At 66.2% G+C, this 23,824-nt stretch carries 16 protein-coding genes and 2 pseudogenes; 13 read left to right on the forward strand and 5 right to left on the reverse strand.

What is annotated here, in order from left to right; translation table 11 throughout:
• Positions 1–481: 481 nt before the first annotated feature.
• The 5 genes from mycP (at position 482) to ACLQ28_RS26080 (ending at position 3,599) form a co-directional block, all read left to right on the forward strand.
• Entirely contained in the window at positions 482–1,723 is a 1,242-nt protein-coding gene (gene mycP / locus ACLQ28_RS26060) for a type VII secretion-associated serine protease mycosin (RefSeq protein WP_425688904.1), read from the forward strand.
• A gap of 270 nt (positions 1,724–1,993) precedes the next feature.
• On the forward strand, positions 1,994–2,200 hold the full coding sequence (locus ACLQ28_RS26065; RefSeq protein ID WP_425688905.1) for a hypothetical protein: 207 nt from the start codon (positions 1,994–1,996) through the stop codon (positions 2,198–2,200).
• Between the two features lie 11 nt (positions 2,201–2,211).
• Positions 2,212–2,766, forward strand: a complete 555-nt coding sequence (locus tag ACLQ28_RS26070; RefSeq protein ID WP_425688906.1) for a hypothetical protein — start codon at positions 2,212–2,214, stop codon at positions 2,764–2,766.
• Between the two features lie 9 nt (positions 2,767–2,775).
• Positions 2,776–3,027: a hypothetical protein gene (locus ACLQ28_RS26075; RefSeq protein WP_425688907.1), complete on the forward strand. Its 252-nt coding sequence runs from the start codon at positions 2,776–2,778 to the stop codon at positions 3,025–3,027.
• Between the two features lie 8 nt (positions 3,028–3,035).
• A complete protein-coding gene (locus tag ACLQ28_RS26080) occupies positions 3,036–3,599 on the forward strand; it encodes a hypothetical protein (RefSeq protein WP_425688908.1) in 564 nt (187 codons plus the stop codon).
• A 367-nt stretch (positions 3,600–3,966) separates the two neighbouring features.
• On the opposite strand, the pseudogene ACLQ28_RS26085 reads toward ACLQ28_RS26080, so the two are convergent.
• A pseudogene (locus tag ACLQ28_RS26085) lies at positions 3,967–4,268 on the reverse strand (IS701 family transposase); the annotation flags it as partial.
• A 265-nt stretch (positions 4,269–4,533) separates the two neighbouring features.
• Between ACLQ28_RS26085 and ACLQ28_RS26090 the strand changes: the two are divergent.
• Entirely contained in the window at positions 4,534–5,082 is a 549-nt protein-coding gene (locus tag ACLQ28_RS26090) for a hypothetical protein (RefSeq protein ID WP_425688909.1), read from the forward strand.
• Positions 5,083–5,109: 27 nt separating this feature from the next.
• Entirely contained in the window at positions 5,110–5,319 is a 210-nt protein-coding gene (locus tag ACLQ28_RS26095) for an NTP transferase domain-containing protein (RefSeq protein WP_425688910.1), read from the forward strand.
• Positions 5,320–5,698: 379 nt separating this feature from the next.
• Here the strand turns inward: ACLQ28_RS26095 and ACLQ28_RS26100 are convergent, their stop codons facing one another.
• The gene (locus tag ACLQ28_RS26100) at positions 5,699–6,073 is read right to left on the reverse strand and encodes a VOC family protein (RefSeq protein ID WP_110565188.1); all 375 of its coding nucleotides are present in this window, start codon (positions 6,071–6,073) and stop codon (positions 5,699–5,701) included.
• Between the two features lie 174 nt (positions 6,074–6,247).
• Here ACLQ28_RS26100 and ACLQ28_RS26105 point away from each other — a divergent pair, with 174 nt between their 5' ends.
• On the forward strand, positions 6,248–6,766 hold the full coding sequence (locus ACLQ28_RS26105) for a polyketide cyclase (protein ID WP_425688911.1): 519 nt from the start codon (positions 6,248–6,250) through the stop codon (positions 6,764–6,766).
• Positions 6,767–6,968: 202 nt separating this feature from the next.
• Here the strand turns inward: ACLQ28_RS26105 and ACLQ28_RS26110 are convergent, their stop codons facing one another.
• Positions 6,969–10,661 carry a S8 family serine peptidase gene (locus ACLQ28_RS26110; protein ID WP_425688912.1) on the reverse strand — a complete coding sequence of 1,231 codons (3,693 nt, stop codon included), beginning with the start codon at positions 10,659–10,661 and terminating at the stop codon, positions 6,969–6,971.
• Positions 10,662–10,865: 204 nt separating this feature from the next.
• Positions 10,866–13,940 (reverse strand): ATP-binding protein, encoded by a 3,075-nt coding sequence (locus ACLQ28_RS26115; RefSeq protein ID WP_425688913.1) that lies wholly within the window; start codon positions 13,938–13,940, stop codon positions 10,866–10,868.
• Between the two features lie 121 nt (positions 13,941–14,061).
• Between ACLQ28_RS26115 and ACLQ28_RS26120 the strand changes: the two genes are divergently transcribed.
• Positions 14,062–14,658, forward strand: coding sequence for a hypothetical protein (locus ACLQ28_RS26120; RefSeq protein WP_425688914.1), 597 nt, complete (start codon positions 14,062–14,064; stop codon positions 14,656–14,658).
• Between the two features lie 225 nt (positions 14,659–14,883).
• Here the strand turns inward: ACLQ28_RS26120 and ACLQ28_RS26125 are convergent, their stop codons facing one another.
• Positions 14,884–15,630, reverse strand: a complete 747-nt coding sequence (locus ACLQ28_RS26125; protein WP_425688915.1) for a DUF6193 family natural product biosynthesis protein — start codon at positions 15,628–15,630, stop codon at positions 14,884–14,886.
• Between the two features lie 950 nt (positions 15,631–16,580).
• On the opposite strand from ACLQ28_RS26125, the gene ACLQ28_RS26130 reads away from it, so the two are divergent.
• The 4 genes and pseudogenes from ACLQ28_RS26130 (at position 16,581) to ACLQ28_RS26145 (ending at position 21,557) form a co-directional block, all read left to right on the forward strand.
• The gene (locus ACLQ28_RS26130) at positions 16,581–17,636 is read left to right on the forward strand and encodes an IS110 family transposase (RefSeq protein WP_425689012.1); all 1,056 of its coding nucleotides are present in this window, start codon (positions 16,581–16,583) and stop codon (positions 17,634–17,636) included.
• A gap of 55 nt (positions 17,637–17,691) precedes the next feature.
• Positions 17,692–18,654 (forward strand): hypothetical protein, encoded by a 963-nt coding sequence (locus ACLQ28_RS26135; RefSeq protein ID WP_425688916.1) that lies wholly within the window; start codon positions 17,692–17,694, stop codon positions 18,652–18,654.
• 1,134 nt (positions 18,655–19,788) lie between these two features.
• Positions 19,789–20,796: pseudogene (locus ACLQ28_RS26140) on the forward strand (IS256 family transposase); the annotation flags it as partial.
• 455 nt (positions 20,797–21,251) lie between these two features.
• On the forward strand, positions 21,252–21,557 hold the full coding sequence (locus ACLQ28_RS26145) for a hypothetical protein (protein ID WP_425688917.1): 306 nt from the start codon (positions 21,252–21,254) through the stop codon (positions 21,555–21,557).
• Positions 21,558–23,824: the final 2,267 nt, after the last annotated feature.

Genomic DNA, 23,824 nt, shown 5'->3' on the forward strand with positions numbered 1-23,824 from the left:
CTCATCTGCCTCGCCCGCCGCCGCTGCGACGTCCTATACGCCATGCTCCGCGACAAGATCCCCTACCAACCACGACCGACAGATCAGGCACCCGTCCCCGCTTGACCAAACCCATAGGGACACCCCCCCGAAGACCCCGCCCAATCGTTGACGAAGGGTGACAAGGAGTGATGAGCGTCTGGCGGTGTCTTCGCAGCTCAGCGACCACTTTCGTCAAGCAATGGCAAGCTTGGTTCGGTTACTGTTGGTAACAAGGGGTCGTCGGTTCGAATCCGGCCGACCGGGGCCGGTCGCGACGGCGTCGGCGGCGCGGGCGGCTCGCGGGGCAGGGCCGGCGGGCTGATCGGCGGTGCCGCTGGAAACGGCGGTGGCGCCGAGCACGACGAAACCGGTCCCGAGTCGTCGTGGTTGACTGAGGACGACGACCCGTGGCGCACCGATGACACCGGGTCCCCGGGCATTCTGCGATGAGGACGGACCGATGAGCGTGATCGTCGGCGTGCTCCGGCCTGTCGCGGCCGGTCTGCTGGCCGTGCTCCTGACGGGTGCCGCCGCCCAGCCCGTCGTCGCCGCACCTCAGCGGGCCGAGCAGTGGTACCTGGACGAACTCCGCATCGATCAGGCGCGCAAGCTTTCCACCGGGCGTGGGGTGATCGTCGCGGTGGTGGACACCGGCGTCGACGCCACCCACCCGGACATCCGGGGGCAAGTCCTTCCTGGTGGTCGAAGCTATGGCGCGGTCGGCGACGGCCGCGCCGACGAGGACGGCCATGGCACTCACATGGCCGGCATCATCGCAGCGACGAACGCCGCGGCCGACGGTGTGGACGGGATCGCCCCGGGCGCCTGGATCCTGCCCATCAAGATCAAGAAGGGCAAGGGTCCGTCCAGCGACCGGGCGCAGGCCCAGGGCATCCGGATGGCGGTCGACGGCGGTGCAACGGTGATCAACCTGTCCGTCGGGCGACCGGGCGCCGTCTCTCCGGAGGAGGAGCAAGCCATCGCGTACGCCATCGAGCGGGATGTTGTCGTGGTCGCCTCTGCTGGCAACACCGCCATGGGCGATAGCGCTGTCATCTCACCGGCCAACGTTCCCGGCGTCGTTGCCGTAACGGGCACGACCCGTGGCGGAGCCTTCTGGTCTGGTTCCGTCCAGGGGCCGGAGGCGGTGGTGTCCGCCCCTGGCGATGGCATTTTCAACATCGGGGCGGAGCAGGGTTATGGGTGGGGTGACGGGACCTCCGATTCCGCCGCCATCGTCTCCGGTATCGCGGCACTGATCCGGTCGAAGTATCCGAATCTGAATGCGGCGAACGTGATCAACAGGATCATCCGAACCGCGCGGGACGCCGGACCGGCGGGCCGGGATCCGCAGTACGGTTTCGGTCGGCTCGACCCGGTGGCAGCGTTGACGGCGGACGTGCCGATGGTCTCCGTGAACCCATTGCTCGGGCCAGCGGCCCCGGCCGGAGGCACTGCCCAAGCAGCCGAGGACGACAACTTCGACGTGACCAAGTACGGCGATCAGGGCGGTCCAACCGACCAGCAGATCGTCGTCATCGTCGCCGGCATCGGTCTGGTGCTGATGGTCCTGCTGGCGCTGACGATCTTTCTGATCTGGAACCGCCGCCGCCGCGGCCGAGAGGCCGTTGCCGGGGCAGGTGCGCAGCACGAACTGCTCGATGAGGTTTCTTCTGGTGGCTACCCGCAGCAGCCGCGTTGATCGGATCGGGGCTGGTAGACGTCACGTAGAGCTGACACTGCCTGAGGCGGCCCTGGCACATCGATCCGCGGTGATCACTGAGGGCGGCGAGCCGGTGACACCCGTTGATAGGGTCACCGCCATGGTGGCGCTGCGACGGGCGGGCGCGCCCATCGGGCGCTCTCACGACCAGATGGTGGCGGTTCGCACGGTCGCCCCGAAAGGACCGGTCCGATGATCCCCGGGTCGCGAAAGCCCTTAAATCCCGACGTAGAGCCTCTCGACCCCGATGTGGATGTCTACTCGCCGGACCGGTCTGTTCGCATCGCCGCGTCGCGTCGGGGTGACATTGCGGTTGAGGTCGACGGCCTGCACCGCCATACGGATGACTCGCTGGCCCGGCAGGTGCGGGCCGCGGCCAGGGTCGCGTTGGCGGCACTGCAACCGCAGGCACGCGACGTGGAGCCTCCCCTGCACGAGCAGCGGTCTGGTTGGTGAGCGGTCGGATGATGAGGAAGAAGCTGGCTTTCCTAGCCGGCGTCGTCGTCGTGGCCGTCGGGCTGCTCGGCGCGTGGCGGTGGGGGCCGTTCGGCGACGACGAGGTCGTTCCCTCCTGCGGCGAGTTGGCTGGAGTCCTACCGAGCGTCGTGGAGGGGTCGTGGACCCTGACGCGGACGGAGCCGAAGCGCGAGGCCGACAGGTCGCGGGTCCGCTGCGATCTCGACTTCACGTCTGCTGATAAGTCGTACCGAGGCAGGGCTGTGCTGAGCCTCATCGAGAGCAATGACAAGGCTTTCCTCCGCAGCACGGCCACGACCGGCCCCTGCAGCGGCGAGGAGGTTCCGAACCCGAGCGCGGCGCGGTACGAGGTGGCGCGTTCCTGCTCGGAGAAGATCAACGACAAGGTCTTTGCCGGTGTCTTCCTGGCTTCCGAGAAGCGCTACGCCCACGTCCTCGCGGACTTCAGCAGCCCTGGTTCTCCGGTCGAGCAGGTCGCCGCGTACGCGAACAGCAGCGCGCAACGCATCACCGATCGGGCGATGACGTTGGAAGCCACCGATTAGGAGCACGCCGTGGGCAAGTTGGAGCGCTATTTCGAGGACGTGGCTTGGATCAAGGCCGAAGGCGTCTCCACCAACGGTTGGGTGACGGTCATTCGGGACCACGACGGAGACCTGAAAGTTGCCATTCGGCACGGGATGCTGCGCCGGTGCAGTCCGGACCAGGTGGCCCGGCAGGTGTGGGCAGTCGCCCGGCTGGCAGTGGCGAGCCCGCAACCGCCGCGACCTGATATCGAAACTCTTCGTGGTGAACGGCGGCCATAATGGTAAACGTGCGGACGAGCGGGAAGCCGCTGGCTGGCTTGGTTGGTGTCGTCCTGCTCGGTGTCGGTGTGTTGGGACTGTGGCGGTGGGGGCCGCTGGGCGATGGCGAGGTCGTTCCCTCCTGCGGGGACTTGGTCAAGGCGCTGCCGAATGCCGTGGACGGCTCGTGGGCGCTGACGCGCGCCGAGCCGAACCGCGAGGTGAGCAGGGCATTGGTCGGCTGCGAGTTCGACTTCCGGTCCGCGGACCAGTTGTACACGGGCAAGGTCGCGCTGGATGTCAGCGAAGTTGGCGATGAAGCCGCCCTACGCAACAAGGCGACGGACGGGCCCTGCTATGGCGAAGCGGTCCCTTACCCGAGCGCAGCCCAGTACAAGGTGGCACGCTCGTGCTCGCAGATGATCAACGCGAAGGTGCTCGCCGGCGTCTTCGTTTCCTCCGATGAGCGCTACGCCCACATTCTCGCGGACTTCAGCGGCCCGAACCTGCCGGATGCGCAGGTGATCGCCTATGCGAATGCCGGCGCGCAACGCATCATCGACCGCGCCATGGCCCTCGATGCCAGCGACTAACTTGGCCGTTTACCTGCTGCATGGTGACATCGACCGCAGTTTAGGATGACGGCGGATGCTGGACGGCAGCGTGACACACGACGAGGATGTTCCTGAGCTGTCGCCGGACACATATGGGCGGCTAACCTCATCGCGATCCGCAAGTTGACCCAGATGGCGTGGTCGATCCGCCTGCTGGTGGCTGGCGTTGCCGTTCTCGCGCTCACAGTCCTGTGCTAGAGCGACGAGCAGCCACGGCTCCGGACCGGTCGTCGTTCGGCAGGTTGGCGAGCCAACCACCGGTTCCGGCTAGAAGGTGGGTGCAAGAGAAACCAGAATTGCCTGCGATCAGGACGAGGTCGACCAGGCGGGTGTGGCGGGGCCCCTAGCAAACGTAGTAGGCGATCTCCCCGGTGGTGATGCTGCGCCGGGCCAGCAGCCAGTGCCCGCGACCGGGCTGCCGGCAGATACGCACCGGCATCCGCGCCCACCAGTACTCACGGGGCCCGTGGGCGCCGGCGCCGGCGGAAACCGGTACCACGCCTGGGCGGGGAGGGCGGCGATCAGGTCGTTCATGCGGGCCCGACCCATCGTGGTGGTGATCATGTCGTCGTTGCGTCGGGTCGCGACCACATAATCCACATCCCGCTGTTCCAGCCAGACTCGCAGGGCTTTGGACTGATCGACAGCAGTGGTGACAGCAGCTGGCCCAACCGAGGACGCCCTTGATGGAAGCGTGCGCACAGCCGTCCGAGGTCGCGAGCGCGGACGGACGACGCCGGACGACCCGCACTGAGCTTGTAACCGAGTTGTCCTGCTGCCGCAAGGGCGGGTTCAAGGGCGAGATCTTCGGTCGGCTGCCGCACGGTGCCGGCCGCCCGGTCGTGACTTGTTGCCGCGCATCGCTACCTTGTGTCGTGCACACATAGCGTTCCGTCGTCTCGATGGAGGGTTCGTGGGAGCAGTAAACTGGCCGGAGGTGTTGGCCGGCTTTCTAATCGGCTTGGCCCCGTTGGTGGCGCGCCAGGGATACATCTTCATCAAGTACACGCGCATGCCGGGGAGGAGAAAGTACCTGGGTCTGTGGTGGTCCTACAAGAGCAGTACCAGTGGGACTGGCCGAATAGTTGAGCGAAGGATGAGGGTCTCGTACTCGCCGCTGATTGACAGGCTGTCCATTCGAGAATACGACCCCACCGACAAGGATTTCGTTAGCACGCGTCTGACGTACTCCGGCCATGTCTCAGAGAGAAAGGGCATGGTTCGGTACTTTTCCCTGATGGACCCTGCTTCGCACGAGCGGATGGAATGGTTCATTTTCGACCCATTCTTCGATCCTATCGATGAAACTGCTGGCCTCTATATTGCCCTGGACTTGAGGGGGATACCCGCTGCTGGGGCGATTCTTATTTCAAGGGAGCGAGTTTCTTTGGAAGAAGCAGGCGAGAAGATGAAATGCGAGGTCCTAAGGCTCGCGCCCATGTTGGACCGCATGGGGCAGTAGGGCGGTGCCCGCGGGAAGCTCGGTGACGTGAGCGAATTCCGGGCCGCTCGGCTCCTGCTGGCGGGCAGCGCGGGGCACCGGTACGGGATGCCGAAGGCGCTGGTCGTTATCGACGGTCGCCGGCTGGTCGAGCGTGGCCTCGCAACGCTGCGCGAGACGACCTGCGACCCGTCGTCGTGGTGTTGGGCGCTGCGCAGCAGGTGCGTTCCTGTACCGGCCTGTCCGGCGCGACGGTGACGGACAATCCCAAAGCTCCGGATCGAGGTCAAGGCAGCCCCCAGAGGGGCCTGGCGCGTGCGCCAGGCCCCTCTGGGGGCTGTTAGCGAGCCGTCTGTGGTTCGCGGGGAGGTGTTCGCTTGCGTCCGTCAGAGGCGGTGGACGCCGCGGCACGCATTACGAGCTGATTGGTCGGTACGACGCTGGAAGCGGGAGTAGGAGAGGTAGTCATACATCACCGTGCGTCACCAGCAGCGATAAACGCCAGTCCGCCCAGAGCGGCAGAAGAGTGTGTCGACGGCTCCACGCTCTCGCGGCCGCTTGTGATCAGTGTGCAACGACGACGGTGCGTACGACGCCATCAGCAGGTCTCGGATGCTCGGTCGAAAGCCTAACCAGATCACACCCGGTAGTACTGCACGACGCAGAACTCGTTGTCCTCCGGGTCGGTCATGACGAGGACTGCGCCCTCTTGGTAGTCATGCCGTTCACCTGTCCACCGCCCGCCCAACATCCCGATCCGATCGACCGCTTCGTCAACGTCGGTAACGGCGATGTCGAGGTGTAGTCGCGTCTTGCCGGCCTTGGGCTCCGGGACCGGCTGGAATGTCAGCACCGGGCCGCCCCCGGCGACAGTGACGCGCCGCCAGCCGGGAAGAGACTCCGTCACGCGTCCTCCAAGCACCACGGACCAGAAGTCAGCCAGTCGCTGCGGATCCCGGCAGTCGACCGTGACTCCGGCAAGTCGGCCCAGTGTCTCCACGACACCCACCATAGCGACGATGTGCAGCCCGCTCCCACTGCGGCGCACTCATCTCGGCTACTTGTTCAGGACGTCGCCCGGCACGCGGGCCGACCACCGAGCGTGACAGGTCACCGCCAGCAGGCGCGCACGGTCGGCGGCAGAACCGGATGCCCGGGATTCGCCGATGCGATGGACGATGGACGCATGATGGGTGACCGGTGGGGCGTGACTAACAGCGAGACACTGCGTTCCTATCCGTGCGACGCCTTCGTCACCTCTCCCGCGCTACAGGCGTGGCGGGGGGTGCGGGTCGAGGCGCCCGCCGCAGCGGTGTGGCCGTGGGTAGCCCAAGTGAGGCTTGCGCCGTACTCCTATGACTGGATCGACAACCTCGGCCACCGCTCACCTCGAGAGTTGGTGGGCCTACCCGAGCCTCAAGTCGGAGAAGCATTTACCGCTACTGGCGGACGGAAGGTGGGCAGGATCGTCTCGGTCGACCCCGACGAACAGTTGACGGGCACCATCATGGGTGCCTTCATGTCCTACGTCCTTGTGCCCCAGGAGCACGACACGACGCGCTTGCTGCTCAAGGTCGTCATGCAGGGGCCCCGCTGGGCCGCCCTCGGGCTGTCCGTCGGCGACCTGGTCATGGCTCGACGGCAGTTGCTGAACCTGAAGCAACTCGCCGAGCGCCGCCAGCGCCAGAACCCGGCCACGGAATAAAGATCAGGTGCGCGCTCATCGGTATGAGCGCGCACCGCGTCGGGTCGTTGAACGTCTCCCCAGTTGTCTCGGCCGTCGTGTGCCTCTGATCCGTCCGCGATGCGTGGGCGGCTCGGCAGGGGTGCGTACGGTTGAGGACTGGGCTGGTTCGGTGGCCGGCCGCGGAATCGGTTGAGGTTTCCGCGGCCGGCCCCTGATCGGGTTACTTGAGTAGGTACGCGCGTTGGATGGTTTGGGTGACCGTCCCGCCGTTCGCGTCTTCGGCTTTGACCCGCAGCCATACCGATCCGTCAGTGCTGCTCAGCCGCGGCAGTTTTACTCTGACGGAGAATTGCTGGTTGCCTGCGCGATCCTTGGGATTGCCGGCAACGGTGCCCTTCAGCCAGGTGTGGCCACCATCGGTGGAGTAGTCGACGGTCAGCTGCTTCACCGGCGCGCGACCGGCTGCGCCTGAGTGAGAACCGGCCTCGATAGTGAAGTGGTGCTGCCGACCTGACGGTGCGCGATTGTGGATGTCCAGGCCGAGTTCGTAGCGCAGTTGGATCAGTGGCTGGAACTGGCAGGTCAGGTCAGCGCTCGGGTCGGTCAGCGGGTTGCCTCCGCCGAGTCGAGCGCAGTTGTAGCCGGCTGGAACCTGTGCGTTCGACGCCTTGGAGCTGAATGTCCACACCGTTGTCGACTTCGGTCTGGTGCCGAACAAGCCATCCGCGAAGCTGGGGTAGGTTTCGTCCTGTTGGAGTCGGTAGGTGGTTGGTGCGGCGGAGAGGTGGAACACCGGCCAGTCCGATGAGTATTTGTGGTCCGGCGCCAACGTGGTGCCCGTCTTGGCGTTCCACATCTGCCACGAGGCCCATCCTCCGCCGCGCCACTCTTCGGACCAGTTGCCGCCGATGCCGTCGCTCGTGGAGTGGCCGGGGCTGTTGTCCATGAGTTCCGTCGCGGGCACGAATTCGTTGCCATCGGCTCCGCCGCGGGCGTACGTCGCGGATCGACCCACGTCATACGTGTTCTTCTGGTAGTAATCCAGGAAGTTGTCGGCAACTTCGACGGTGCCCACGTGCAGGGGTGCGTCGAACCAGTTCTCCAAGTCACGGCGGGTGCCGGCCTGGGAGTCCATGAACCGGTCACCAGAGCTCATCCTGAAGGTCGGATTGCTTTGCACCTGCTCGGGGTGGGTCCACATGGTGATGTTTCGCAGCCAGTGCCACTGGCTGTCGGCGAGGTAGTACTGGGTGACGTCACCTGGCCGGATCATCATGTACGGGTAGTAGAAATAGCCCTGGCCGACATGGGATGGCATGGCCAGTTCACTCACGGCGATCACCGCATCCGGGTTCTCGGCGTGGTAGCGGGCAGGCGCCTCCACCAGATCACCCCGTTTCACCTTGTGCTGGATCCTGGCCGGGATTCCGTTGGGATAGCCGAACGCGAGGTGATAGCTGTAGGCCGGCGCATCGGTGTAGTAGTCGGGATAGTTCGGCATTGCCTTGAGTGGCTTCGGTTGGGCAAGCAGCCAGTAGTCGGACAGTGAGACGGTGCCCACCGCTGCCGACCGCGAGGGTGACACGAAGACCGGCAATGCCTTGCCCGATGCAGCGAAATCCGCCCAGGTGGATTCGTAACTCGATCCATTCGGACTCTGGTGGATCAGGGATCCGACGTGGCTGCGCACCGCGACGTCGCGTGGAACTGCCGGTTGGTTCACGGGGACCGTCGTTGCGGCGTCCAGTGTGAATGTCGCGTCGGCGTCGATGGTGACGTCGGCCTTCATGAGGAGGCTGACGCGGCTGAAGATCCCGGTCGAGGGGTCGACGTCGCCGACGTTGGCCATCAGGGTGTAGGTGCCGGTCGGCACCTTGGCGGTGGCGACCCCGTTCTCGGTGCCGAGGCCGTAGGCCTGGAACCCGAGGGGATTGTCGTGGTTGTAGGTGTCTTGGATGAGCAACACCCCGGTGGGCGGGTCATAGGGCTTCCCCGCGAAGTCGGTCACCTTGATGGTGACGTCCTTGGCGCCGAACTGACCGAAGCCGACGGCGGTGCGCAGTTGAACTCCGCCACCACTGGCCGTGATGGCGCCACCGAAGATGCCGAGCGGGTAGTCGGCCCGGTCGATGGACGCGGTGACCGTGGCTTCACCGCCGGCGGGTACGGTCACCGTGGCGGCAGAAAGGGTCAGGTTCGCGACAGGCTTGCCCTGCCGATCCTCGAGCGCGGAGTCGAGGTTCAATGTCACCGGGGAGTTGGTCTGGTTGGTGTAGGTCAGCTCCCGCTCGACCGGCGTCTGCGCAGTGTCGAGACTGCCGAAGTCCAGCGCAGCGGACGCGTACACGCCCTCTTTGACGGCGCGGGCGACGTCGACCCGGCCGGTGCCTTGCTCTCGCCAGCTGTAGCCGCCGTCGATGGCGGTCGAGGCCAGGGCGTTCTTCAACGCGGATGCGTGCAAGCCTGGGCGGGCCTGGGCCAGGAGCGCTGCGGCGCCGGCCACGTGGGGCGTCGCCATGGACGTACCATCCGCGGTCGTGTAGTAGTCGTTGACGGGGCTGCCGAGGGTGGTGCCGGCCGCTCGGGCAGCGGTGATGGCGACGCCCGGGCCGGTGACGTTGGGCTTGACGGCGAAGTCGTTGGGCCGAGGCCCTCGCGAAGAGAAGTCGGCCAACTGGTCGGCCTTGTCGACCGCGCCCACGGTTAGCGCCGCGTCGGCGACGCCCGGCGTACCAATCCCACCCTCGCCGCTGTTACCGGCCGCGATGACGAACAGCGTGTCGTACTGCGCGGTCAACTGGTTGACGGCCTGGGCCAGGGGGTCCGTGCCGTCGGCTCCGCAGCAGGCACCCACCGACATGTTGACGACGTCGGCGCCGTTGCTCGCGGCCCATTCCATACCGGCGATGATCCACGAGTCGTAGCCGACGCCGTAGTCGCCGAGGATCTTGCCGTTCATCAGGTGCGCGTCCGGCGCGACCCCTTTGTACTTGCCATCGGAGGCGGCGCCGGAGCCGGCGATCGTGGATGCCACGTGGGTGCCGTGCCCGACGTGGTCGGTGGCCGAGTCCGAGTCGGTGAAGTTCGTCTCGGCGGTCACCTTTCCGGCCAGGTCCGGGTGTCCGCTGTCGATGCCGGTGTCGAGGACCGCGACCGTGACACCCTTCCCGGTGTAACCGGCGTCCCAGACCTGCGGCGCACCGATCTGAGGCACGCTCTTGTCCAGCTCGGCGTGCACTGGCCGGTCAAGCATGACCTGCTTGACACCCCCACCCAGTTGACCCGAGCCGGTTCCGTCGCCGTCGATGGCTCCCCAGAAGTGGCGGGCCTGACCTCGGCCGATCTTCACACCCGCGCCGTTCAGCGTTCGTACCGGCACCGGGTGCGTGGTCGCGGGGAGAGAGTCAGCCTCCTTGGCCAGTTGGGCCTTGTCCTTGGCCAGTTGTTCTTTGGACTTTGCTGAGCCCGGTGAGCGGTCGTCGAAGGTCACGATCACCGGCAGCGTGGCGCTGGAGCTGTCCGTGAGGCCGTCCTGGACGAGCTCGGGAATGTTGAACAGGTCGCGGTCAAGCTTGCCTGCGCTGAGGTACGCCGCGACATCGCTCGGGTAGACGTAGAAGTCCTTCGACGTACCTTGGGAGAAGAACTGCACCGCGCGGCCGTCGTCACGCGGAGCCGGGTCGATGTTGACGACCCGGGCCTGATCGGCGGCCGCCGTGTCCCAGCGGATCGTGTCGCCGGTGATCAGCGTGACTTCGACCTGGTGACCCTTGGCTGTCGGCGAGGTCGGAGCCTGGCCTGTCGCCGGTCCGGCGAGCCGATGAGATCCGACGTCGACCGGTGAGGCCAAGGCCCCGGACGTCCCCGCCGCGCTGACGATGAGCGGCAGGGCCACCAGAGGGGCTGCCAACAAGGCCAGGCACCGTCTGCGGCGGGAGCGGCCGCCGGGACGAACGCGGAGTACGGCGTGCATACGAGCCTCGTTTCTCGATCCATAAAACGGGTGCAGCAGGCGAGGAGGCGCTGCTGCGCCCTCATCGTGGGCTCGTCCTGCCCGATATCGCGACTAGGCAACTGACCTATTGTTTGGCGGCTCGCTACACAGCGTTTACGCCGGCTACTTTGCGTGCGGTGTGGAGTCGTCAAGCAGTCCAGCGTCGGCCGCGACCCGAGCCAAGGCCGTGCGAGACGAGACGCCGAGCTTTCGCATGGCGCGACTGAGATGGTGAGCGACGGTTTTGGATGAGATGAACAGCGCCTCAGCTGCCTGCCGGTTGGTCAGTCCGCGCGCAACGATTCGCAGGACAGCCAGCTCACGAGGCGAGAGCCCATCGCCGTAGCCGTGGCGGCCCCGACGCCATGTCCGTGCGACCTCGACACCGTGCTGCCGCAGCAGTCGAGCGACTCGGTCGGCGTCCCATTGCGCCCCGAGCTCGACAAGCCGTTCCTGCGCCCGGCCCAGTACGGCAAGGCCCTGTTCCGGGGTGTTGGCTGCGAGAAGGCAGCGACCCTGCCGCTCAAGGGCGAGCAGTTCGTCGTACGGCCGCGGCATCGCCGCCCATGCTGCCGCGGCGTGGGCAAACGCCTCAGCGGCCAACTCGGGGGCGTCCTGTGCCTCGACCAGCAGCGCGCAGCAGGTTGCCAGCGCCGCCTGCGGCACAGGCGCGGTTCGTCCGTGCAGGCCGACTGTGAAACGACGCACCAGCATCGCCGCGTCATCGACTCGTCCAGCCGCGATCAGCGCCTCGAGATGGACAGGAGCGACCTCTGTCGCCTGGACCCAGATGTCCTTGATGCCGATCGCGTCCATGATTGGATCCGTCAGCTCCAGCACCTGGTCGGCCGCACCGTCGGCTAGCCACAGCCGCCCCGAGGCAGCAGTCGCGAACCCCGTCAGGAGGTCCATCGAACGCGTCGCTGCGATCTCGGTCATGACCTTTTGCAGGTCGTGTGCGGCTGATTCACGGCTGCCGGAGGCGAGGTCTAGATAGCCCAGGACGGCGCCCGCTTCCAGACGAATCAGAGGATGGGTCTCGTCAGAATCGATCACCTGATGAATCCGTTCGGCCAGACCCGCCCACGCGCCGGTGAACCAGTCCAGGAGGACATCGGTGAACTGCGTGAAGTCCACCGCACGTTGGTAACCGATGGCCGGTGCGACAGCCTCCACGGCCGCGAGGTGTCCCCGAGCATCGTCGTAGAAGCCCAGGTCCATCGCATGTTGCGCGGCGTTGATCCGTCCCCGCACGATGTGGTGCTGTTCGATCGGTGTCGGTGCCGAGTCCGGAATCTCGGCGACGGCCTGCCAGCCGGCTTCCTGCCCGAGCGCGAGCAGCTTGATCGTTCGGTCGATCTGCAGTTGGCGGCGTACCAGTTCCGATTCGACGCGAGGGATCAGGGCAGTCGCCCGGTCCAACCACTGCAAATGCTGCGACGCCGACCATGATTCCGGAGACTCCGGCGACGCAAGGAACAGCATCGCCTGGGCGGCACTTGCCGGCCGGTCGTCGAGTGCACCGACGGCAGCCTCGAACTCCACGTTGCCGGCATCGAACTCCCCGAGCTGGTAGAGCAGCCACCCGAGCAACAGGCGGATCTCACCGCGCTCGGCCTCGGGCAGATCCGCCTTGATCACAATCTTGCGGAGGGTGTCGCGTACGGCGGTCTCCAGCTCACCCAGTGACGCCGAGCGGTGAACGATCGCTTCGCCCAGCCGCCGGGCAAGCCGGCCTCGCTGATCGGAAGGATGGTCGGTGATCGTGAGAAGGTCGTTCAGCAATTTGACGGCGGTGTGTTCATCGCCGGACTCCAGGGCAGCCTGGGCAGCCGCCTCAGCGTACTGACTCCACCGATCAAGTTCACCAGCCTCGCGGAAGTGCCGGCTGAGCCGTATCGGGGGCGGATGCTCAGATCCCTCCAGCGAAACGGCGGCGCGATGGTGCAACAGACGGCGTTCGGAGGCCGGGACAGCGTCCGCGATCGCCTTGGCAGCCAACACATGACGAAAGGCCAGCGAGCCGGGCACCGTCTCGTGCAGCAACCCACATCGCAGCGCCCCCGCCACACCAAAACGTCCAGCACTGAACTCCAGCCCCGCGACCGTGACGAGCAGGTCCTGGGACGACGGTCCCGCGACGACGGCTGCCGCCTCCAACACCTGGCGTACAACCTTGTCGAGACGATCGACACGCTCCAGAACCAGGTCACGAACGGTGGGCGGAACCTCCAGATCCTCCACCGCGCGGCGGTTCCACTTGGCACCAGGCCGGGCAACGTGCCGCCTGTCAGCAAGCAGCCGAACGCTTTCCTCGACAGCCAGCGGCAGACCTTCGGTGCGTTCGTGCAGAAATGACAAGAACTCCGTTGACACTTCGGTGCCGAACATCGACACGACCAACTGCTCCGTCTGCTCGACATCCAAGGGCCCCAGTACGACCCGTACCTGCGGCCGGAGTGCCGTCAGCCGCAGCAATGACGACCCGTCCGGCACGTCGTCGGGACGATAGGTCACGACCAGTGACAGCGGCCGAGCTCCTGCAGCCGAACCCGACGTGGACAGCATGAGCAGGAACTCCAACGTCGGCGCATCTGCCCAGTGAGCGTCCTCCACCACCAGCACCTCAACTCGGAGCGCGGCCAATAGCTCGGACAGGGCTCGGCACACCCGGTGACGAACCGCCTTCGTGTCGCTCAGGGGCTCCAGCGCCGGCGGCAGCTCCGCCGCCCACTCCGGAAACAGGGGCCGTAGCGCACCGGCCAATGGACTCACCTCGACGCCATTGAGATTGGGTCGCAACCTGCGCACCGCCTCAACCAGCGGGCCCCAGGAGAACGGCTCTGGCAGCGGCGGGCAATTGGCGGTCGCCGTCACGACGTCCCGGAGCGCCGGCAGGGCCAGGCATTCGCGTACAAGCCGCGACTTACCGATGCCCGCCTCGCCTTCGACCAACACCAATCCCGCCCCAGTGCTCACCGCGTCGGCCACCGATGCAAGTTCCCGATCCCGCCCCACGAACGCGGGCGGGTGAACCTCTCGTGCGCTCCGCCCCCCTTCATCTCCATGCATCATGTCTTGCCGCCTTCGACCTGGCCTGGACCCGGACACCTCGTTCACATTCTGACGCAGGTCATAACCTGGGACCGACAAACCACTCCTCGGCGAGACCGCCCCCTCAGCGCCACAGCCCGTCATGCCGCCGCGGCCGAAGGCGCCTCGAGGGCCGTCAGCAACTACTCCCCAGGCGGGCCGGCTGCGGGCCAGCGAATCGACTTGCGCGGGCGGTCGCGATTTCTCGCGGACGCAGCCACAAGAGGTGACCGGTGACGAACTGACGGTGTTGGTGGACCGGCTGCGCTGGGATCGCCGGCGGGATCCCTACCGGGGTCGACGGGAGTACTCGCAGACCGCCCGCCAGGTCGCCGAGGAGTGTGATCGGTTGGTCGCCGAGGGTCGTGCGGATCTCGCGGTGCTGGTGTTGCGCAAGGCCGTCGACCGCATCACGCGGGCCCTGATGTACCTGGACGACTCCTCCGGAGCCATCGGAGACGACCTGCAGGAGCTCATGGACCTGTACGCGAAGGCATGCGTGGCGGCACTGCCGAACCCGCTCAGCCTGGCCGGCTGGCTGGTGAAGCTGGAGTGCGACGGTCCCGGCTGGCCCCGCGTCCGACTGGCCGACTTCGCTCCCGCGCTGGGAGAGCGGGGGAGCGCGGAGGTGGAGCGGCTGGTCGCCGAGCGGGCACGTGTGGCCGACCCGGAGTCGTGGACCGGCCCGTTCGCGGTGCCTGACCTGCGCGAGCAGCTCGCTGAGGTGTCGGGAGATGTCGACCGGTATGTCGCGGTGTTGGCCGGGAACCTGACTAACGCAGCCGAGTCCGGGCCATCGAGGCTGCCGATCCGTCCTGCATGAAGTGGGTACGCAACAAGCGCAGCGACGACGCCACCGCCGTCTACGCAGCCTGAGCAGCCAATCCACCAGCAAGGGCCACCGGCTGCCGGCGTGTGATCCGACAACTGTTGTGCGACGCATCTCTGCCAGGTGACGTGCGGCTGATCCAGCGAACTAGGGGCGACAGGATGGCCACCGACGCGACGTCCTGGCATGCCGACGAACGGATGGCCTGGCGGAGAACTGCTAGCTCGGTTCGGCTGCGCCGTACCTCACCGGACCGAGATCGACGGGCAGGTTGCGCGCAGCCAATGACACGGCCTCCTCCGCTGTAGCGGTCTCGCCGAGCTCTTGTCCCATGTAGCCCATCGTGACGGTGTAGTCCTTGCCTCGCCCGGCATGCAAGCACACCAGGACATCGCGGGAGAGGCTGGGCCGGGTGCTGGTGGAGAACCGCAGAGACCAATGGCTGGTGAAGGGGTAGAGCTGCCGTAGCCTTGGCTCGGCGTACGCGGCCTCGATGAGCGCGTGGTACTCGGGCCAGTTCACCTCCGCTGCCTCCGTACGCAGGTGCCGCCACTCCGATTCGACCAGCCCTGCCGGATTGCGGTCGGGGACCTCGAACCGTCCAGTCAGTTTCACGAACGACGCAGCCTGGGGGATCTCGGTCAGGGGCACTCCGTCATGCCACGCCTGCGCGGCTCGCGCCACCTGAGCGAGATCCACCGTGTCTCCTTCGATCAGGGCCAGACCTTGATCGCGCTCGCAACCGCGAATAAACCACCGTCGCTCCACGTAGCTGGCGGACACCTCCAACTCCTCACGGTGCGGGACGGTGGTCGGAACGACAGCGCCATGCAACGAATTGGACGCCGTAGCCGGCACGGGGATGGACAACCCTTGCCGGACGGCGACGGCTCGCAGCGCCGCCGCAAGGCTGCCCTCGACAGCAACCTCCGGATAGAGGACAACAGGATCGGGGTAGGTCGGCACGGCTCACGATTCTGCCTCACCGCCCTGCGAGGACAGCCGCGAGACGGCCGGGATCGAGTCGACTCGAAGCACCCGCTCTTGCAGCGATCAGCGCGCTGGTGTCGCAGATCAGCTGGCGGACGCGTGTCGCGCATCAGTCGACGGAGGACACCGCCGGCTCGGGCTGCCGCGGGCTGCCGGCGTGTCTGCCGGCGATGTGGTTCAAAGTTTCTGTACGTCTTCAAGGCAGCCCGCAACGGGCCGCACGCGTCGCCGCCTGGGCGCGCGTCCGTCGCTCCGCTGGCGCTCCGACTCCGGCCACGCAACACGCCCGGCGGCTGGCGCGGAGAGCGGGGAGCCCGGTGGGCCGCCGGCAGCACGACAGCAGCGTTGACCGGGTGGTGGTGGGCCGGCAGCCGGCCGGGCCGCGCGGCCACGAGCCCGCGCGGCGTAGGGGAGCGGACGCCGGCCGCGTCGGCGAGCTGGCGGCGGTCGCGGCGTTGCGGCTACTGCGCCTCCGGCGGGGGCGCTCCGGCTCCAGGATGGCCGGGGCTCCGTCGGCTGGTCGCGGTCCGTGGGTGGTTGCGGTAGGCCATCCCGCCTGCCACCGACCCGGGCGAGCCGAGCAGACCACCGCCCAACCCGCCAGCGTCCGTACGAGCCGTCAAGGTCCGCTTGACATGGCGGGCCGGGCGGCGACCCGCTCCCCAACAGGGCGGGTCGACGGCACACAGTGAGGATGGTGGGGTGGGTCGCCGGGCTGGTCTGACTCACCGGCAGACCGACGATTGCTGTCCTCATCCCGATTCGTCGGCCGGCCCGGTGGCCCCGGCAGCTGCATGTCACCGGTCAAGCGTCGTGACCTGATAGGAGCCTGTGCGAGAGGCGCCCACCACTGTGTTGTCCGCATCGCCTGACCGGTGACGTGTCCACGTGTTCTCGACGTGACCGAGAAGGCGGACCTCACCAGCATGGCAGCCAAGAAGCGATCTCTCATCGGTGGTGTTGACACCCACCGCGACACCCACCACGCCGCTGTCATCGACAGCACTGGCGGGCTCCTGGCCGACGCCGAGTTCCCCGCGACCACCGTCGGCTACGCGGATCTGCTGGCCTGGATGCGCTCCTTCGGACGGGTGACTGCCGTGGGCGTGGAGGGCACCGGCAGCTACGGGGCCGGCCTCGCCCGCTACTTGACGAGCAAAAAGATCGTCGTCACGGAAGTAGACCGGCCGGACCGCCGCGCCCGCCGCGCACAGGGCAAGTCCGATCCGATCGACGCGTTCGCCGCCGCCCGGGCGACCCTTGCTGGCACCGCGATGGGCACGCCGAAGGCCCGCACTGGGCCGGTCGAGGCGATCCGCGCCCTACGGGTCGCCCGTCGAGGAGCGGTCAAGGCCCGCACCGCGGCCTTGAATCAGATGCGCGGCCTGGTCGCCGCCGCCCCCGAGGCCCTGCGAGCCCACCTGACCAGGGTCAGCGCTGCCGTGCTGGTCAGCCGGTGCGCTGCGCTGACCTACGACCCGGCCAGACTCCACGAGCCGGAACACGCCACCGCGGCAGCCCTGGTCGGGCTCGCCCGCCGGGTCACCGCCCTCACCGAGGAGATCACCGCCCTCGACCGGCAGGTGGCACCCATCGTCCGGAAAACGGCGCCCCGCACATCGGCCTTGTTCGGCGTCGGCCCGGACGTCGCCGCCCAGCTACTCACCACCGCCGGCGACAACCCCGACCGGCTGCACTCCGAAGCCGCCCTCGCCCACCTCTGCGGCGCCGCACCCATCCCCGCCAGCTCCGGACGGGTACGCCGCCACCGCCTCCACCGAGGAGGCGACCGCGGCGCCAACCACGCCCTACACACCATCGCCCTCTGCCGCATGCGCTACGACCAGCAGACACAGACATACGTCCACCGCCGCATCACCGAAGGCCTCAGCAAGCAGGAGATCCTGCGCTGCCTCAAGCGCTACATCGTCCGCGACGTCTACACCGCCCTACGCGCCGACTTCGCCGCCCTCGCCCCTTGACCTCCATAGGAGCATCGGGATGGATTCAGGCAGCGAGGTGTGTGAACATCGGTGGATGTCAGATGAGCTTCCGGTTCCGACTGAAGAACAGATTCTTGCCGCCTTGCAGCGCACCGGCTACATCTTTGAGCAGAAGGTTGCAGATTTGCTCAGCCCAGGTGTTTCCACTGGCTGGGCATTCAAGGATCAGGATACTGGTGTAAGTCGAGAGGTCGACATCTTCAAAGAAGAATATGAAACTCTCTATGACGACAGTACCGGTAAGCGCCTCACGATAAGGTGGGTCATTCTCGGAGAATGCAAGAACTATCAATGGCCCTGGGTTGCCCTAACCAAAAAATGGAGCAAGGCTGCCTTGGATCCAATGGACTTCATTGAGAACCGCTGGAAGGAGCTAACGGTAACCCTCGCAGCCAAGTTGGAGCTAAGCCGCGAGAACGGACCGACGCTTCCCTTCGAAAAATTCCCTGCCGAGTACCATCGACTACGTTACGCTCCGCACCCCCGAGCTGTGCAATTGGTCAAGCTCAACAAGAAATCCGGCGGCTGGGAGACTCATTCAAGCGATGTCTATAGCGAATTGACATATCCGCTAGCTAAGGCCGTCACTCACTTGCGCGAGTTAGCGACACCCGCGGGCGTCTACAAAGATGACGCGCAGATGGAACGCGTCATCACAATTGCCTTTCCCGCCATTTTCGTCTCGACCGACATATATGTCGTTGTGCCTAACCGTGGTGCATACTCCGTAGAAAAGTCGCAGCATGTCATCCTTGAGCGCCACCTATCGTCCGAGTCAACCTCAGGTCTATTCAGATACGACGTCGTCACCGTGGACGGCATCAAGAGCTGGTACACCGACCACGTGCTGAAGGTTGTGCGTGGAGTAGCTAAGGCTGCTGGATTTGCTGGCCGGAAGGTCTACGTGGCTGGTCGCGGAAGGAGTGTGCTCGGCGTACCGCGTCGTCCAGCGACACCCTTGCCTCGCAGACGACGTAGTGATGGCCTGCTTTACTGACGGGGTGCATGCCCGCCTACTTCTCTGCGTTGCGTTGCTGGCTGCGGGCGTGGTGACGGCAGGGGCCGGACTCTTGGTCGCCATGGGATTCGTCGAGCAGCCGGGGCCCTTCAACGAAGCGATACTCGGCGCGATCGGCGGGGCCATGGTCTCGGCTGGTTTCCACCGTTGGAGGAAGTGCCGCTCCTCGGGCTTGGGGCACACACGGGGCACAAGACAGCGTGAAACGTCGGCAACCAGTCAGCAATGACGTGAGCCCAAGACGCGGCGGGACCAGCACGCCGAGCAGGCCGGTACAGGTCACGGGAGCGGCCATCTAAGTTCCGCTTCAACGTCTGACACTCGGGCTGGGTGACGACGGGCGCGGGCAAGGCCGGACGTCCGTGGACTGCGGTGGACGGTTCGGACTGCTCAGCCCTGCGGCTGGCCCCAGCTCAAAGTCGGCTGGTGGTTCCTTCACACCGAAGCGGTCAGTTCCGGCCCATCGTCTCGGCATACCTGACGCGCCGGGTCAAGCTTCCTAACTCGGAAGTAGACCTGCTTCCTCCCGATTAGGGCCACTTCGCGCAGCGGAGCTGCCGGGACTAACCCCGAGTGTCAATGATCGCAGCCTCAATGCGCAGCCCGATCCCCGTCAGGACAAGAAGGCCCGCAATGACATGCGTTTCGGCCTGCCCGGAGTCGCTCGCCATGGTGAGCAAGGAGGCCAGGAGGCCAGCGGCTATTGCCATGGTTCCAAGTACACGCTTGCTGGCAGCTCGCCGAGATCGAAGGTCCACGGGCGTGACCGTACCCGGAGACTTCGCGTCGAGACCAGCTCGCACCGAAGCGGTCGGCGTGCCCGATGCGTGCCCGATGTAGCGGTCAACACCAGCGAGCACCGGCACCTCTACGGCGTCGATCTGAACGCTTCGTGCCTGTCTGCTGGCCCGCACAACTACCCAGAGTGCTAATCAACGCGATTCCCAAGCTGACCGTGTCGAGGGCAGAATGTCGGCGGACCGGTGGCAGAGCCGGGTTGCGTCCACGGAAGTGGTGTACGACTTGCCCGTGATGGGCGTGTTGCGTAGATGAGAGACGGCCATCGCGTCGATCCTTCAAGACGACCAAGTCAGAGAAGGAAGAGAGAACGCGATGGCCGCATCAGAGAGTGTGAACCCTGTTGACCTGCTGCGCGAGCAGATCGAGGGCGCGTCGCCGGACGTGTTGCAGGCGATGATCAAGACGTTCGCGCAAGCGGTGATGTCCGCCGAAGCCGACGCGATCTGCGGCGCCGGTTACGGGCAGCGCAGCGATGAGCGGGTCAACTCCCGCAACGGATACCGGGTGCGGGAGTGGGACACCCGTGCCGGGACGATCGACCTGGCGGTGCCGAAACTGCGGCAGGGCAGCTACTTCCCGGACTGGCTGCTGACGCACCGCCGGCGAGCCGAACAAGCTCTCGTCTCGGTGGTGGCAACCTCCTATCTGCTCGGCGTCTCGACTCGTCGAGTGGAGAAACTGGTCGAGCAGCTTGGCGTCCGGCAGCTGTCCAAGTCGCAGGTGTCAGAGATGGCCGCGCACCTAGACGTGCAGGTCGAGGCGTTTCGCAACCGGCCCCTCGATGCCGCCCACTACACCTTCGTGTGGATGGACGCCCTGACGATGAAGGTCCGCGAGCACGGGCGAACGGTCAACGTCCACGCCTTGGTCGCTGTCGGCGTCAACGCCGACGGACAACGTGAAGTCCTTGGCCTGGACGTCGCCTCCGACGAGGACGGCGCCGGATGGCTGGCGTTTCTACGGTCGCTGACCGCCCGTGGCCTGTCCGGCGTTCAACTGGTCATCTCCGATGCTCACCGCGGCCTGGTCGCCGCGATCGGCGCCGCTCTGCCCGGCGCGGCATGGCAGCGCTGCCGCACCCACTACCTGCGCAACCTGCTCACGAAGGTGCCCAAGTCGGCCCAGCCGTGGATTGCCACTCTGGTGCGCACGATCTTCGACCAGCCCGACGCCGACGCCGTCCGCGCCCAGTTCGACCGGGTCGTGACCACGATCGAGGCGAAGTTTCCCGCCGCAGCCGAACACCTCGACCACGCCCGCGATGACCTGCTCGCAACCGAAGGCGCAGGTAAACGTCTCGTGTTGGTTGCCTGGGGGTCAAGGAGTCGATCGCCGTCGCGCCCGCTGGTGCCCGGTAGGCCGGTTGACATCGGCCGGTCGCGGCTTTACCTCCCGGGGAAGGGCCATCCCGCTGTGGGCCAGTCCCGAGGGCTGGAAGGCTGTACGGTCCGACCGTGCAAAGCCCAGCGCCGAGGACCCCTACCGGGCCGTCACTGGCGGCTGCCTTCCCGGCCCACCTTCAGCGGGACGTGCAGACCGTCTTGAAGCTCCTACCGTCGGCACCCTCGGAGCCGGCCCTGCCATTCGGTGTAACCGTCGATGAGCAACCACTGGTCATCCCGTACCGTATCTATCAAGCCGAACCCACAGCCGGTGCGGAGGCCAGTCTGCCGCCGACGCAGTTCGCGATTCTCAGCTGCCTCTATACGCGTCACCACGACGGTCGAGTACGGCAGCGACGGCTTGAGCACATTCTGCGGCTGAACGAGCCGTGGGTGGTCCCATTCGTGGTCCGGCTGGTCGGGGAGTACGTCCTAGAGATCCTGCTCGACGTCCGCCGTGCACTCGTCGAGCTCGACGACCCCACGACCCCGCAGCACGCTGTCTATGGACAGGTTCTCGCCGCGAACCCGGCCTTCCTCGCCGTCACGCGTCAGCGAGTGGCGAGCTACTGGGCCTGCTACTACCGGCATTTGTACTCCGACCCGCGTTACTACCCGGGCTTCACGCTCATCGAGTCCATGCGAGCCGCAGCAAGGCACTACAGCGCCCCCACCAGGTCACGACATCCTCGTATCTAGATGATGGGCAACGCGCCGTCGTAGTCCATCCCGACGTCGCCTGGGCGAGTCCCAAGATCAGGCCGTATCCAGGCCGTCAGAGGTGAACCAAGAGCAACGAGCGTTGACCACCGGTGACCCATGAACAGGCAGTTCAGAGGGCATCTTGTCCAAGTTGATCGACTATGCCCACGCCTTGAATCAATACAACGCCAAGTGGTCAACGCATTAGCGCGTTCGAGTTCAGTCAGCTCGGCACGAGCCTGCCGACGGCAGTAGCTCGGACGCTTGCCTGATAGGCGGTCTGGTCGGAGCACGAGGGAGCCTCGATCCTCCGTAGTGTGACGCTCGTGGAGGCGTCGAATACGACAACTCGGTTTGTGGGATTCGTCAGGGTAAGTCTGGCCGTGACGGTGCGATGATCGGTGGCGTCCTCTGAACCTGCGGTCAGCATTGGTGTGTCGATCCGCGATGGGCTGTCGCGGGTTACGCAGCGATCGTCCATGCACGCCCGGATCTCAGCTGGGCCAGGAAGGTGGCGTAGGTCTTCCAGATGGAAGACCACGCCGGCAGGGGCGTAGATGAGCGGGCAGGCGGCAGGTGGGGCCGGATTACATGCGGTCACCGTGAGCAGTGTTGTACTCGCGGCGACCAGGGGGGCGATCCTCATGAACCTTGGACGTTGCCGCGAACCCGCGGGTTGCGGCTGAGCCGCGGTTCCCGGGTTCACACCCCCAGTCGGCGCGTGCCCGTCCCGTGCCTCATCAGCACACGGGATCAACATGGTGCAGGGGAGTGGGCCTGGCGCAGGGGGAGTCGCTCGTACGGACCCGGCAGTACAGCAGCGATGTACAGCAACCGACGGAACCACACGGGGCTGCCACGACACCGACCGGGCTGTTGTGCAGCCGTGCCAACCTCACCCGACCACCTTGCCGAGGTCTGGGGGTCAAGGGGTCGTCGGTTCGAATCCGGCCGTCCCGACGCAGGTCAAAGGGCTGATCCGGAAATCGGGTCGGCCCTTTCGCCGCTTTGGGGACCAAGATCAGTCAAGTTGGAGTTGGCCTGGCGTCGCCTGACCGTCGGTCAAGCTTCAGCGGCCAGTGCGGCCAGTGCGGCCAGTGCGGTTGATTGCCGAATTCTTCTCTTGCTGTATCAAGGCGGCCCGCCAGCGGGCCGCGCCGGCCGCGCTCGGCCTGCTGGCGGCGCAAGTGCCGGCATCGGCTGGCGCGCCGGCCGGTACTGATAGCCGCGCCAAGTGCCAGAACATGCCTCCGGCGGGGATCTTCGACAGAGATGGGCTTTAGGCGCTTCGGTCGCCCGCGCCTAAGCTTCTGCCGTGACAGAGCCAGATCCGCCACTACGGCACCTGAGCGCGAACGAGGCCGGCGTCCTGGAAGCACTTCTCCGCCACAACTTCGCGGGTGTTGAGGAGCTCCGCGTACAAGCGCGAGACGTCCTGGTCCGCCCCGGATGCGGATGTGGATGCGGGACCATCCACCTTTTCCCACAAGGCAAGAACCTTCCCGCCTCACCGGCACAGACTCCGGTTCGCGTAGAAGGACAGTTTCCCGATCAAGAGGGGCAGTGGTTCGGAGGCATCTTGCTCTTCCTTGCCAGCGGGCAGCTCGCGGAGCTGGAGGTCCACTCGTTCGGTGACCCCTTGCCCATGCCAGCGTCCGATCAGGTGCTCTGGTACCTGAGAACCGGCGAAAGCACCTGTACTCCACTGCCCGACCAGCCGGAGCGAGGACCGGCAGGAGATCAGTGATCCGAGAGGCGCGTACAGCAGGAGAGCCAGCAATGCAGGCGACCGCAGGGGGCAGGGCGTGCCCGCTCCGTTCCCGATGGGACGGGAGCCGAGGGTCAACGGCGGTCAGCTCCTGGACGTGACAGCCAGCGTGGCGACGCAGACCCAGCCGGGCCGCTGCCGAGCGGCTTCCGCCCGTGTCCACACTTCCTAAACCGTGCGCTGCGGTCATCGAGCGGGTAACGGCGGTAACATCCGGTAATGGATGATCTTTGTTGGCGGTAACCGCGTGGACGGTTGGCTGCTGATCTGTTCGCTGTCATCCGCTCTGACCTGCCGCTTCATCCGCGTCCTGGATGAAGCGGCATTTGGTCTCTTGATTCCGCGTCAAGCGCTGCAGATGTTGCTGACTGTCGCTACGTCGGCTGTTCCGACGAGCCTGGATGCGAGCAGGATCGTCGGCGCTCCCTGGTCCTGGTCTTCTCGAGTTGATCGGTGGACAGTGGAGCGACTTGTCATCGCGTCGACAGTGGGTGGA

Source organism: Micromonospora sp. DT201 (genome assembly GCF_049841575.1).
GTDB lineage: Bacteria > Actinomycetota > Actinomycetes > Mycobacteriales > Micromonosporaceae > Micromonospora.